The sequence below is a fragment of the Streptomyces sp. ISL-11 genome, assembly GCF_018614525.1.
Lineage (GTDB): Bacteria > Actinomycetota > Actinomycetes > Streptomycetales > Streptomycetaceae > Streptomyces.
In genome coordinates, this window is sequence record NZ_JAGGOL010000054.1 from 1 (window position 1) to 11,044 (window position 11,044).

11 protein-coding genes, 8 tRNA genes and 2 pseudogenes are annotated in these 11,044 nt (G+C 72.8%); 10 read left to right on the forward strand and 11 right to left on the reverse strand.

What is annotated here, in order from left to right; all coding sequences use genetic code 11:
* A pseudogene (locus tag J7E86_RS13280) lies at positions 1 to 974 on the reverse strand (serine/threonine-protein kinase); the annotation flags it as partial.
* Positions 975 to 1,579: 605 nt separating this feature from the next.
* Here J7E86_RS13280 and J7E86_RS13285 point away from each other — a divergent pair.
* The gene (locus J7E86_RS13285; protein ID WP_215081848.1) at positions 1,580 to 1,786 is read left to right on the forward strand and encodes a hypothetical protein; all 207 of its coding nucleotides are present in this window, start codon (positions 1,580 to 1,582) and stop codon (positions 1,784 to 1,786) included.
* A gap of 238 nt (positions 1,787 to 2,024) precedes the next feature.
* On the opposite strand, the gene J7E86_RS13290 is transcribed toward J7E86_RS13285, so the two are convergent.
* From J7E86_RS13290 to J7E86_RS13315, 6 genes are all read right to left on the reverse strand, one after another.
* Positions 2,025 to 2,096 (reverse strand) — tRNA-Val (locus tag J7E86_RS13290).
* A 20-nt stretch (positions 2,097 to 2,116) separates the two neighbouring features.
* Positions 2,117 to 2,191, reverse strand: a tRNA-Val gene (locus J7E86_RS13295).
* A gap of 11 nt (positions 2,192 to 2,202) precedes the next feature.
* Positions 2,203 to 2,274 (reverse strand) — tRNA-Val (locus J7E86_RS13300).
* A gap of 20 nt (positions 2,275 to 2,294) precedes the next feature.
* Positions 2,295 to 2,369: transfer RNA gene (locus J7E86_RS13305), tRNA-Val, on the reverse strand.
* A gap of 1 nt (position 2,370) precedes the next feature.
* A tRNA-Cys gene (locus J7E86_RS13310) sits at positions 2,371 to 2,444 on the reverse strand.
* 36 nt (positions 2,445 to 2,480) lie between these two features.
* A tRNA-Gly gene (locus J7E86_RS13315) sits at positions 2,481 to 2,553 on the reverse strand.
* Positions 2,554 to 2,716: 163 nt separating this feature from the next.
* On the opposite strand from J7E86_RS13315, the gene J7E86_RS13320 reads away from it, so the two are divergent.
* The 3 genes from J7E86_RS13320 to J7E86_RS13330 are packed head-to-tail and all read left to right on the forward strand — an operon-like array spanning position 2,717 to position 5,473.
* Positions 2,717 to 3,778, forward strand: a complete 1,062-nt coding sequence (locus J7E86_RS13320; protein WP_215081857.1) for a chorismate-binding protein — start codon at positions 2,717 to 2,719, stop codon at positions 3,776 to 3,778.
* The gene (locus J7E86_RS13325) at positions 3,775 to 4,596 is read left to right on the forward strand and encodes an aminotransferase class IV (RefSeq protein ID WP_215081849.1); all 822 of its coding nucleotides are present in this window, start codon (positions 3,775 to 3,777) and stop codon (positions 4,594 to 4,596) included. The genes J7E86_RS13320 and J7E86_RS13325 overlap by 4 nt, the downstream gene beginning before the upstream one ends.
* A 40-nt stretch (positions 4,597 to 4,636) precedes the next feature.
* Positions 4,637 to 5,473: a GNAT family N-acetyltransferase gene (locus J7E86_RS13330; RefSeq protein ID WP_215081850.1), complete on the forward strand. Its 837-nt coding sequence runs from the start codon at positions 4,637 to 4,639 to the stop codon at positions 5,471 to 5,473.
* 121 nt (positions 5,474 to 5,594) lie between these two features.
* On the opposite strand, the gene J7E86_RS13335 is transcribed toward J7E86_RS13330, so the two are convergent.
* Positions 5,595 to 6,107: a DsbA family protein gene (locus J7E86_RS13335; protein ID WP_215081851.1), complete on the reverse strand. Its 513-nt coding sequence runs from the start codon at positions 6,105 to 6,107 to the stop codon at positions 5,595 to 5,597.
* Positions 6,108 to 6,363: 256 nt separating this feature from the next.
* On the opposite strand from J7E86_RS13335, the gene J7E86_RS13340 reads away from it, so the two are divergent.
* Positions 6,364 to 6,774, forward strand: a complete 411-nt coding sequence (locus tag J7E86_RS13340) for a hypothetical protein (RefSeq protein WP_215081852.1) — start codon at positions 6,364 to 6,366, stop codon at positions 6,772 to 6,774.
* A gap of 106 nt (positions 6,775 to 6,880) precedes the next feature.
* On the opposite strand, the gene J7E86_RS13345 is transcribed toward J7E86_RS13340, so the two are convergent.
* Together J7E86_RS13345 and J7E86_RS13350 are read right to left on the reverse strand one after the other, a co-directional pair.
* The gene (locus J7E86_RS13345; protein WP_215081853.1) at positions 6,881 to 7,456 is read right to left on the reverse strand and encodes a CGNR zinc finger domain-containing protein; all 576 of its coding nucleotides are present in this window, start codon (positions 7,454 to 7,456) and stop codon (positions 6,881 to 6,883) included.
* Between the two features lie 205 nt (positions 7,457 to 7,661).
* Positions 7,662 to 8,075, reverse strand: coding sequence for an SsgA family sporulation/cell division regulator (locus J7E86_RS13350; protein ID WP_003959770.1), 414 nt, complete (start codon positions 8,073 to 8,075; stop codon positions 7,662 to 7,664).
* Between the two features lie 192 nt (positions 8,076 to 8,267).
* On the opposite strand from J7E86_RS13350, the gene J7E86_RS13355 reads away from it, so the two are divergent.
* From J7E86_RS13355 to J7E86_RS13365, 3 genes are all read left to right on the forward strand, one after another.
* Positions 8,268 to 8,732, forward strand: coding sequence for a TIGR02611 family protein (locus J7E86_RS13355; protein ID WP_215081854.1), 465 nt, complete (start codon positions 8,268 to 8,270; stop codon positions 8,730 to 8,732).
* Positions 8,733 to 8,791: 59 nt separating this feature from the next.
* Positions 8,792 to 8,863: transfer RNA gene (locus tag J7E86_RS13360), tRNA-Val, on the forward strand.
* A gap of 172 nt (positions 8,864 to 9,035) precedes the next feature.
* Positions 9,036 to 9,107, forward strand: a tRNA-Val gene (locus J7E86_RS13365).
* 61 nt (positions 9,108 to 9,168) lie between these two features.
* Here the strand turns inward: J7E86_RS13365 and J7E86_RS13370 are convergent.
* Entirely contained in the window at positions 9,169 to 9,891 is a 723-nt protein-coding gene (locus J7E86_RS13370; RefSeq protein ID WP_215081855.1) for a 3'-5' exonuclease, read from the reverse strand.
* A gap of 167 nt (positions 9,892 to 10,058) precedes the next feature.
* Between J7E86_RS13370 and J7E86_RS13375 the strand changes: the two genes are divergently transcribed.
* Both J7E86_RS13375 and J7E86_RS13380 read left to right on the forward strand, forming a co-directional pair.
* Entirely contained in the window at positions 10,059 to 10,628 is a 570-nt protein-coding gene (locus tag J7E86_RS13375) for a DUF4365 domain-containing protein (protein ID WP_215081856.1), read from the forward strand.
* Positions 10,628 to 11,044: pseudogene (locus J7E86_RS13380) on the forward strand (hypothetical protein); the annotation flags it as partial. The gene J7E86_RS13375 and the pseudogene J7E86_RS13380, both read left to right, overlap by 1 nt.

Consider the following 11,044-nt stretch of genomic DNA (forward strand, 5'->3'; position numbering starts at 1 on the left):
GGGTGGGGTCGGAGGGCCGGCCCCCGTCGGCGGGACGGGACGGTGCGTGCGGGCGCGGCGCCGGGGCCTGCAGGGTGCGCCGCTCGGTGTGCTGCTCCGCGTACTCCGCGGCACGCTGGCCGGACGGCCGGTCGGGCTCGCGCCGGGGGGCGGGCTGGCGGCCGTCCGGCAGGCCGTGGGCCTCGCGCGCCGCGATCTCCTTCAGGCGCAGCGACAGCTGGAGGGTGCTCGGCCGTTCCTCGGGGTCCTTGGCCAGACAGGCGTGCACCAGCGGCGCCAGCGCGTCGGGCACGGCCATGAGCTGCGGTTCCTCGTGCACGACGCGGTAGAGCATGACCTCCGAACTGCCCTGGCCGAAGGGCGAGTCCGCCGTCGAGGCGTAGGCGAGGGTCGCGCCCAGCGCGAAGACGTCGGTCCCGGGCGTCACCGCGGCGCCGCGCACCTGTTCGGGGGCGAGGAAGCCGGGGGAGCCGACCGCCGTGCCGACGTGGGTCAGCGTGCTGGCGCCGGTCGCCCAGGCGATGCCGAAGTCGATGATNNGACGGCTTGAGGTCACGGTGCACGACCCCCGCGTCGTGCACCGCCAGCAGGCCCTCGGCCAACGCCGCGCCGATGGAGGCGGTCTGAGCGGCCGACAGCGGCCCGTCCTCGTTCACCTTGTCGTGCAGGGAGGGCCCCGGTACGTACTGCGTCGCGAACCACGGCCGCTCCGCGTCCAGGTCGGCGGCCACCAGCCGCGCCGTACAGCCACCGCGGATGCGCCGGGCGGCGGAGACCTCCCGGGCGAACCGGGAGCGGAACTCCTGGTCCTCGGCCAGGTCCGGCCGGATCACCTTCAGCGCCACCCGCTGTCCGCGCCGGTCTGAGCCGAGGTACACCACGCCCATGCCGCCCGCGCCGAGCCGGCGGTGAAGCCGGAACGAGCCGACGACACGCGGGTCCTCGCGCCGGAGCCGCATCATCGCCATCTTCATCCCCGCTGCCCGGTCCGTCTGACGGGGCCCAGCTTACGGATTGACGGGCGGGCGCGCTGATAGGCCGCGCATGCGTCGGCGACCGGATTGCCGTCGCCCGGCGCGATCCGCGACGGGCGGGCGCGCACGCCGCGTTGCCGGTGACCGGTCGCCGCGCCGAACGCCAAGGGCCCGGTGCGGCCAAGGGAATTGGGCGGCCCCGACCGGACCGGAGCCGGCGGACGCGAGGGGCGTGAGGGGCGGCTGAGGCGTACGAAGCGGTGGGGGAGCGGGCCTCGGCGGCGGGGATGATCTTGTCGGGCGGGGGAGTGACGGAAGTGAGCGAAGTCACCCGGTCCGGTGGGAGTGAGAGCCCGCGGGGCGACCCTTCCGGGAAGTCCCGGGGGTCCGGGCCGCCCTTCTCCAACCAGAGGAGTAGCCGACCGGGGCCCGCTCATCCTCCCGGAGGCCCGGCAACGGTACGCGGGCATGACGACCGCGCCCCTGCCCCGCGCCTAATGTGGAGATCGAGCGGCGGGCGTAACACTCGTCCCCCGAGGTCGGACGCCCGTCGCTCCTTCGCACACGACAGGGCGGTACAGGAACCGGCACGGCAGGAGAAGGCGATGGCGGACACCGCGGGACGCACGGTCACCCCGGCACGCGGCCGCGAGGCGGCGGGCGTCCTCGGCACCCGGCCGTCCGGCACCCGCCACCCGCTGGTCGCCGCGGCGATGGTCCTGCCCTTCGCGGCCTTCCTGGCCGTGCTCTTCGGCGGCTGGGACGCCGTCGTCACACAAGCGTCGTCCGTGGCCGGAATGCTGGGGCGCTGAGAGGCGCCCCAGGCCCGGGAGAGCGGCCCGGGCCGGGGACAACCCGGCTGAACAACCCCGTGGGGACGGGGGTACGGCGGACGGCACGACGAGCCGGGTACCTGGGGAGGTACCCGGCCGTCGCGTGTCCGGAGGCCCTCACGCAGCGGGAGCGGACACGGCCGAGGGCGACGACGAGCGACCGACGACAAACGACCGAGGGCCGGAGCTCAGTGCTCCGGCCCTCGGCCGATCCATGTGCGCGATACTGGGATTGAACCAGTGACCTCTTCCGTGTCAGGGAAGCGCTCTCCCGCTGAGCTAATCGCGCGGGAAGGTCCGTGAAGACCCTGGTGGACGATACTGGGATTGAACCAGTGACCTCTTCCGTGTCAGGGAAGCGCTCTCCCGCTGAGCTAATCGTCCGTAGTGCGACGTGCGCGATACTGGGATTGAACCAGTGACCTCTTCCGTGTCAGGGAAGCGCTCTCCCGCTGAGCTAATCGCGCGGGAAGGTCCGTGAAGACCCTGGTGGACGATACTGGGATTGAACCAGTGACCTCTTCCGTGTCAGGGAAGCGCTCTCCCGCTGAGCTAATCGTCCTTGGAGGTGGAGACGGGATTTGAACCCGTGTAGACGGCTTTGCAGGCCGTTGCCTCGCCTCTCGGCCACTCCACCAGGAGTGCGGGGGTTCGGGAAGATCCCCCAACATCGAGCGGACGACGAGACTCGAACTCGCGACATCCACCTTGGCAAGGTGGTGCTCTACCAACTGAGCTACGTCCGCAGTGCCTGCCCGGTCCGCTTCCGCGTCCCGGCGACGTGTTGAACTCTAGCGGATTCCCGCGCCAGCTCAAATTCCGTTTCCCCAGCGTGCTGCGCTGATTGTCCGCCCCGGCCGCCCCGCGCGGCCCCGCCATAGACTCATTGACGTGCACAGCCTCCCCTCGATGCTCCCTCCGATGGCCCGCTTCGGTGGCCTCCTCGCCACTGACCTGCGCGATGTCACCCGTGACCCGGAAGCCCTGGACTCCACGGGCTGGTGGGCCGTGGTCGCGGACTTCGAGGGCGACCTGCTCTGCGCCCGCTTCGGGGACGTCCGCCCCGCACCCGCCCCCGCCGCGGTGCCCGGCCAGTGGCGCGGCCCCGCCGCCGAGGACTGGACCAGCTCCCTGGACCGGGACGCCTACATCGCGGGCGTACGGCGCATACGCGAGCACATAGCCGCCGGCGAGGTCTACCAGGCCAACCTCTGCCGCGTCCTCGGCGCGCCCCTGCCCGACCTCCCGGACGGCGCCCCCGCCGACATCGACGCCCTGACCGCGCTGCTGGCCCGGGGCAACCCCGCCCCCTACGCCGGCACCGTCCGCCTCCCCGCCCACGGCGTCGAGGTCGCCACCGCCTCACCCGAGCTCTACCTGCGCCGCACCGGCCGCACGGTCGAGTCCGGGCCCATCAAGGGCACCGGCCGGACCGCCGAGGACCTGCTGGAGAAGGACCATGCCGAGAACGTGATGATCGTCGACCTGGTCCGCAACGACCTCGGGCGTGTCTGCGCCACCGGCTCCGTCGCCGTCCCCGCACTCTGCGCGATCGAACCGCACCCGGGCCTGGTCCACCTCGTCTCCACCGTGCGCGGCGAGCTGGCCGAGGACACCGGATGGGCCGGGCTGTTCGCCGCCACCTTCCCGCCCGGCTCCGTCACCGGCGCACCCAAGAGCAGCGCCATGGACATCATCCGCGCCCTGGAGACCTCGCCCCGCGGCCCGTACTGCGGCGGCGTCGGCTGGGTCGACGCCGACCGCGGCACCGGAGAACTGGCGGTGGGCATCCGCACCTTCTGGATAGACCGGACCACCGGCCTCCGGCCCGTCCTGCGCTTCGGCACCGGCGCCGGGATCACCTGGGGCTCGGACCCCGACCGCGAGTGGGCCGAGACGGAACTCAAGGCGTCCCGGCTGCTCGCGATAGCGTCGGGTACCCATCAGCCGCTCGGAGGGACGATACGGTGACGATCTGGCTCAACGGTTCCCTGCGCGACCCGGACAGCGCCCACGTCTCGGTCTTCGACCACGGGCTGACGGTCGGCGACGGCGTCTTCGAGACCCTCAAGGCCGAGCACGGCCGGCCCTTCGCCCTGACCCGCCACCTCACCCGGCTGACCGCCTCCGCGCGCGGCCTCGGCCTGCCCGACCCCGACCTCGACGAGGTGCGCCGGGCCTGCGCGGCGGTGCTCGACGCCAACCCCATGCCACTGGGCCGCCTGCGGATCACCTACACGGGCGGGCTCTCCCCGCTCGGCTCGGACCGCGGCGACGGCAGCCCGACCCTGGTCGTGGCCCTCGCCCCGAGCGCCCCCCGACCGGACACCACGGCCACCGTCACCGTGCCCTGGACCCGCAACGAACGCGGCGCGCTCGTCGGGCTGAAGTCCACCTCCTACGGCGAGAACGTCGTCGCCCTGGCCCGGGCCCGCGAGCGGGGCGCCACCGAGGCGCTCCTCGCCAACACCGCCGGCGACCTCTGCGAGGGCACCGGCTCCAACGTCTTCGTCGTCCTCGACGGGGAAATCCACACCCCGCCCCTGGCCTCCGGCTGCCTCGCCGGAATCACCCGGGCCCTCGTCGTGGAGTGGACCGGCGCCAAGGAGACCGTACTGCCCCTGGACGTCCTCGGCCGCGCCGACGAGATCTTCCTGACCTCGTCCCTCCGCGACGTCCAGGCGGTCAGCACCCTCGACGGCCGCGAACTGCCCGCCGCACCCGGCCCGGTGACCGCCAAGGCCATGGGGCTCTTCGACGAGCGGGCGGCGGCGGACATCGATCCGTAAAGCGCGTGACGCGGGGCCCCGCGGCCGGTAGAACACGAACGTGACCACCACGCTGCGCCCCACCGCATCCGAACAGCGCACCCCCGACGGCGGCCGGTCCCGCTCGTACGAGGTCTGCGTCAACAGCCGGCCCGTCGGCCGTACGGACCTGGCCACCGACCGGCGCTTCGGCCCCCGGGTGGGCCGCATCGTCCGGCTCGGCATAGACGCCCGCGACCGGCACCGGGGCCGCGGCACGGTCGCCGCGCTCGCCGCCGAGGAGGTCCTGCGCGGCTGGGGCTGCGAACGGGTCGAGGTGTCCGTCGGCGCGGACGCCGAGGTGGCCCTCGGCCTCGCCGGCGCCCTCGGCTACGTCGAGCGCAACCGCACCATGGCCAAGCCCCTCACCGTCGCCCCCCGGCTGCCCGAGGGCTCCCGGGCGCGGCCGATGACCCCGGACGAGTTCGTCACCTGGGAGGAACGGGCCAGGGAGGCGTACGCCCGCGACTGGATCGCTCGGGGCGTCCCCGAGGACCAGGCGTACGCGAAGGCCGACGACGACCACCGCTCCGCACTCGCCGACGGCCTGGCCACACCCGACACCCTCATGAGCGTCCTGGAGCACCGGGGGACGGTCGTCGGCTCGCTGTGGCTCCGGCTGCGCGCGTCGGCCACCGGGGGGCCGGAGGCGTACGTCTTCGACGTCGAGGTCGCCGAGGAGCACCGCGGCCGGGGCCACGGCCGGTCACTGATGCTGCTCGCCGAGGCACAGGCGCTGTCGTCCGGCGCCCGCCGGCTCGGCCTCAACGTCTTCGCGGGCAACACCCCCGCGCTGCGGCTGTACGAGTCGCTGGGTTACCGGCCCACGGAGTTCCACCTGTACAAGGCGCTGCTTTAGGCGGTGTCCGGCGGGGCTTCGTCCGCGGGCCGTGCTTGCCGCCTGCGGGGGCGGGCGCCCTGCGGGCGCGTCCTCAAGCGCCGGACGGGCTCGATTGCGGGCACAATCCGCCGGACACGGCCTAGCCCAGCAGTCGGTCCACGATCGCCTCGACGCGCTCGCGCAGGCCCTCCTGGCTCTTGCCGCCGTCGAGCCGCTCGCCGTCGATGACGTACGTCGGCGTGCCCGTCACGCCGATCGCCTTGCCCTCCGCCTGGTCCGCGTCGACGATCAGCAGGTGCCGGCCGTCGATCAGCGCCGTGTCCACCTCCTCGGCGTCCAGCCCGAGCTCGCCCGCGACCTCCACCAGCAGCTTCTCGCCCCGGGCCGCCAGCTCCTCCACCCGGGCCAGCACCGCCTCGGCGTACGGCCAGCCCTGCCCCTGCTCGGCCGCCTCCTCGGCGGCCTGGGCGGCGGCGTAGGCGTGCTTGTGCTTCTCCAGCGGGAAGTGGCGCAGCCGGATCTCCAGCCGGTCGCCGTAGCGGGCGCGCAGCGCGCGCAGGTCGTCGAGTGCGCTGTGGCAGTCGGGGCACTGCAGCTCGCACCACACGTCGAGGACGGGACGAACGATGGCGCCGGTGTTGGTGTCGCTCATGGGGCCAGTCTCGCAGTCCGCACGCACCGCGGCCGTACCGGTCCCGGCGGGCCGCGTCCTCCTCGGGCCCCGGCCCGCCCGGGTCCGGCTCGGCCCGGGTCCGGCTCGGCCCGGGTCCGGCTCGGCCCTGGGGAGGAGACGCTCCCCGAGATGACCCGGAGATCTCCCGGAGACCGCGCCCGTTCCTGGCTGGCGGGGCGGCCGCCGGTGCAGGATGGAGGCAGAGACACGGACCGCGAGGAGCAAGGAGGAGCGGATGCTGACCTCGATCATCTGTACGGCGGTGTCCGCGGCCGGCCTGGGCCTCGCGGCACTGACCGCCTACCGCAAACGTTTCCTCGCCGCGACGCGCACGGCCGCCTACGCCCTGGTGCCCCTCGGCCTGGCCATGACGGGGATCATCGACTGGATCACCGACGTCGTCCTCAAGCCCACCGTCTGGGCGGGCTTCGGCGTGCTCGCGCTCTCCGCGCTGCTGTTCATGACGAGCAGGGTCGTCGAGCGCCGCCGCCTCGCGGGGCGTGATGCCGTGGCCCCGGCCGACTCCGCTCCGTCACTGCCGCCGGGCCGTACGGAGACCGCTCCCCGGGTCACCCGCAAGAAATCCGGCGGCAGCGGCGGGGACTTCTCCGACATCGAGGAAATTCTGAAGAAGCACGGAATATAAACGCGCACCGACGCCGCCTTCGAACGGCCGCGATGCGAATTCCCGTATATCTATCGGCCTATCAGCCGGTCATATGGGCGCGCCGCCGTGCTTTCGGCTCGCCCGGTCACTCCGCCGCTTCCTTGCGCCGTGCCCGGTAGGCGGCGACATGGAGGCGGTTCCCGCAGGTGCGGCCGTCGCAGTAGCGGCGCGAGCGGTTGCGCGAGAGGTCCACGAAGGCCCGGCCGCAGTCCGGCGCCTCGCAGCGCCGCAGCCGCTCGCGCTCGCCCGCCACGACCAGGAAGGCCAGCGCCATCCCACCGTCGGCCGCCAGGTGCTCGGCGACGGAGGCACCCGGCGCGAAGTAGTGGATGTGCCAGTCGTAGCCGTCGTGGTCCGTCAGCCGGGGCGTCGTCCCCGCCTCGGCGACCATGGCGTTCAGCAGCGCGGCGGCCGCGGTCGTGTCCTCGGCCGCGAACACCTGCGCGAACCGGTCCCGTACGGCCCGTACGGCCGCCACGTCCCGCTCACGCAGGTCCACGGCGCCGCTGATGTCGTTGCGCTCGACGTAGCGGCGCAGGGCCGCCAGGTCGGCGAGGCCGTCCCGGGCCCCCGCCGGGGAGCCCTCGGTCCCCTTCGCGGAGGTGTTCACGAGGTCGACGACGGCGTCGAGCGCGCACCGGGTGTCGTGGTTGATCAGCACGGTTCGTTCGCTCCCTGGCCGGGGCTGGGGTAGGGCCGCAGGTGTTCGATCGGGAGGTCGACTCTAGCGGTTCGGCAACGCGACGGCGCCGTCACCCGCGAGGATCCGCGGGAGACGGCGCCGAAGGTCGTCGTGCCCTGTGCGAGGGACGCGCGCCCGACCCCCCGAGTGGGCGGGCGCGCCCGGTGTCAGCTACCGGCCGGGCTCAGCTCTCCGCCAGGATGTGCGAGAGCTCCGTGTCCAGATCGAAGTGACGGTGTTCGGTGCCGGGCGGCACCGCGGCGTCGGTCCGCTTCAGGAACGACTCCAGGGCTCGCGCCGGGGCCTCCAGCAGGGCCTCGCCCTCCGGAGAGCTCAGCGCGATGCACACGACGCCCTGACCGTGGCTGCGGGACGGCCAGACACGGACGTCGCCGGTGCCGGTGGGCCGGTGCAGACCCTCGGCCAGCAGATCTCTGGCGAAGACCCACTCGACCGTCTCTTCGGCTCCGGTGTGGAAGGTGGCGTGCACGGCATACGGATCGGCCGTGTCGTACCGCAGACCTGCTGGGACAGGCAGTGAGGACTCGCTCGACACGACGAGGCGCAAGTGCAGCTCGCAGCTGACCGTGGTGTTCATAAGCGCCAGGGCCTTTCGCTCAGTGTGCGCTCGGGGATTCGCACGTCGGCGAAATCGACATGCCACCTACGGTGCCGTTGTAAACCCCTCTGACCGTTTTGAGGCTCTTCGGATACCTCGGACGGCCCAGTCGCCCGACGGCCGATACCGCCATTCCGGTGAGTTCCGGTTCGGTCCGGTAGGTTGGGGCGTATGAATGCGGAGAGTGACGAGCGGCGGCCGGACCGGAAGGCGGCCACGAACGGGGACGAAGCCGGGGCCGGCGGGGACGGCACCAAGGCGGAACCCGCCCTCGGGTCCCGGGCGCCGCACTTCATCAAGCGCTCCCGGACCCTGCACCTCAGCTGGCAGGTCGGGGTCTTCGTCGTCGGCCTGGCCGTCGTCGTCGCGGGCATCATCATGCTGCCCCTGCCCGGCCCCGGCTGGCTGGTGATCTTCGGCGGCATGGCGATCTGGGCGACCGAGTTCGTCTGGGCCCAGCTCGTCCTGCGCTGGACCAAGCGCAAGGTCACCGCCGCGGCCCAGCGTGCCATGGACCCCGCGGTCCGCCGGCGCAACATCATCCTCACCACCATCGGCCTGGTGATCATCGCCGTACTGGTCGGCGTCTACCTGTCGAAGTACGGCATGACCATGCCCTGGCACGCCCACCGCTGAACACCGCCCGGCCCGGTTCGGGACACCCTCTGACATGCGGTAATGTTTGCGGTGCGCCCGGGCGATTAGCTCAGCGGGAGAGCGCTTCGTTCACACCGAAGAGGTCACTGGTTCGATCCCAGTATCGCCCACAACGGACCGAGGGTCCGTGAGGTTCATCCCTCACGGACCCTCGGTCTTTTCGCGTCCCTCCCGGCACGCCCGGAGGCCGGCCCGGGGCCGGGGCGGAAGGGATTTGATGGAGAGCCGCCACGCGCTGTATTGTTCAGTCCGTTCCCGGGGGAGACCCCGGCGGACGAACCCGGGCGATTAGCTCAGTGGGAGAGCGCTTCGTTCACACCGAAGAGGTCACTGGTTCGAACCCAGTATCGCCCACCCCGGTCAAGGCCGGTCCGTCAACAGACGGACCGGCCTTGCGCTTTGCCCCCTCGCACGCTCAGGCGGCTGCCGGCAGCGACGGCCTGAGCGGCCACGCCGGATCGCACCGCTCCTCCGAGCCGTTCCGCGCGAACCACGCCTGCAGCCCCCGCGCCTGCGCCGCGTGCCACACCGCCTGCCGGGTGTGCAGCTCCGCCGGGCTCAGCCGCTCCAGCCGCTCCGCGAAACGGCGCCCCACCGCCCGTACGACCTCCATCGACGCCAGCGCGTCCGAGGTCGCGTCATGCGCGCCCGTCAGCTCCACCCCGTACTGCGCACACAGGTCGCTCAGCGTGCGCCGCCCCTTGCGGTACCGGTCGAGATGCTTGTCGAGCACCCACGGATCCAGCACGCACAGCGCCGCACCCCCCAGATAGTCCGCCAGCGTCGACGCCCGGTGACGCCTCAACTCCCGGTCCAGCAACGTCAGATCGAACGGCGCGTTCATCACCACCAACGGCGTGTTCCGCGCCGCGTGACCGGCCAGCGCCCGCGCCAGCTCCTCCATCACCGGCGCCGGCCACCGCCCGTTCCGCTGGAGATGCCCGTCCGTCAGGCCGTGTATCGCCGTCGCCTCCGGCGGCACCGGCACGCCCGGATCCACCAGCCAGCTGGTGACGATCGGATGCGCCCCCGACTCCGACTGCACCACGACGGCCGCCGACACGATCCGGTCGTGCTCGACATCGACCCCCGTGGTCTCGGTGTCGAAGGCGGCGAGTGGCCCCTCGAACCAGCACATCTTCCAACTCCTCGCGCTCGCCTGCCCCGTGGCGTGAATCCGCCTTCCCCGCGAGGTGATACCCGGCTGGGCCACGGCGCGAACCGCCCTTGTTTGCAGTGGAGTTGCGAAGGAGACAACACAGATGTACGGACCGACGGTCCGACGACGCCCGGAGGGATTCGGACATGGCGTTCCCACGCCCCGAACCGGGCGGGCTGCTGCCAGGACGGACCCCCTCCCCGCGCGGCGCGCTCGCCACCACCGCCTGCATGGAGACGCTCCAGGTCGGCTATCTGCACGCCGTCGCCGCCGCGGCAGGCTGCTCCCTCGCCCAGCCCTTCCCGGACTACGGCATCGACTGGCACGTCAGCCACACCGCCCCCGGCCACACCATCGACGACGAGGTCACCATCAAGGTGCAGCTCAAGAGCACCTACCAGCTCGGCCCCCGCCACCCCTCCGAAGCGACCTTCGGCTTCACCCTCGACAACGACCACCTGGCCAAGCTCGCCCGCACCCCCGTCTCGGTCCACAAGATCCTCGTCGTGATGATCGTCCCGCGCGCCCGCGACGACTGGCTGCGCGCCGGCCACGACACCCTCGAACTGCGGCACTGCTGCTACTGGACCAACCTCGCCGGGCACCCGGTGACCGGCAGGCGCAGAACCACCGTGCGGATCCCGACCACACGCGTCTTCGACGACCGTGCCCTCTGCGAGATCATGACGCGGGTCGGGGCGGGAGGGAGACCCTGATGCACCGGCCACCGAACGAGCCCACCCCGCGAGCAGGTCCCGCACGCCCCGGACCCGCGCCCGGCCCCCCGCACCCCGCCGACCCCCACATCCTCGGCGCCCTGCTCGCCCGCCACGGCTGGCGGCGCCACGGCGGAGCCCCCGGCGCGTACAGCCGCTGGACCCCGCCCGACGGCGGCGGCACCAGCCTGATCCTCCCCGAGAGCCGCGCGTTCCCCGACAGCGCCGACCTGCTCACCGAGGCCCTCACCGCCCTGGAACGCAGCCCCTCGCCCTCCGCCCGCGACGTCCTGCTGTCGCTGCGCGTACCGGGCGACGAGATCCGCTGGTGGCGCGAGGCGCCCGACCCCGCCGCCCCCGCAGCCGCCTGGGCCGCGCAGGAGCGGCTGCGCGCCGGAGCCCGCGCGATGCTGCTC

Excerpts from the sequence above, each read along its gene's own strand:
- J7E86_RS13350 (WP_003959770.1), bottom strand. The coding sequence starts at position 8,075 with ATGAACACCACGGTCAGCTGCGAGCTGCACTTGCGCCTCGTCGTGTCG.
- J7E86_RS13320 (WP_215081857.1), top strand. The coding sequence starts at position 2,717 with ATGCTCCCTCCGATGGCCCGCTTCGGTGGCCTCCTCGCCACTGACCTG.
- J7E86_RS13355 (WP_215081854.1), top strand. The coding sequence starts at position 8,268 with ATGAATGCGGAGAGTGACGAGCGGCGGCCGGACCGGAAGGCGGCCACG.
- J7E86_RS13370 (WP_215081855.1), bottom strand. The coding sequence starts at position 9,891 with ATGTGCTGGTTCGAGGGGCCACTCGCCGCCTTCGACACCGAGACCACG.
- J7E86_RS13285 (WP_215081848.1), top strand. The coding sequence starts at position 1,580 with ATGGCGGACACCGCGGGACGCACGGTCACCCCGGCACGCGGCCGCGAG.
- J7E86_RS13375 (WP_215081856.1), top strand. The coding sequence starts at position 10,059 with ATGGCGTTCCCACGCCCCGAACCGGGCGGGCTGCTGCCAGGACGGACC.
- J7E86_RS13335 (WP_215081851.1), bottom strand. The coding sequence starts at position 6,107 with ATGAGCGACACCAACACCGGCGCCATCGTTCGTCCCGTCCTCGACGTG.
- J7E86_RS13340 (WP_215081852.1), top strand. The coding sequence starts at position 6,364 with ATGCTGACCTCGATCATCTGTACGGCGGTGTCCGCGGCCGGCCTGGGC.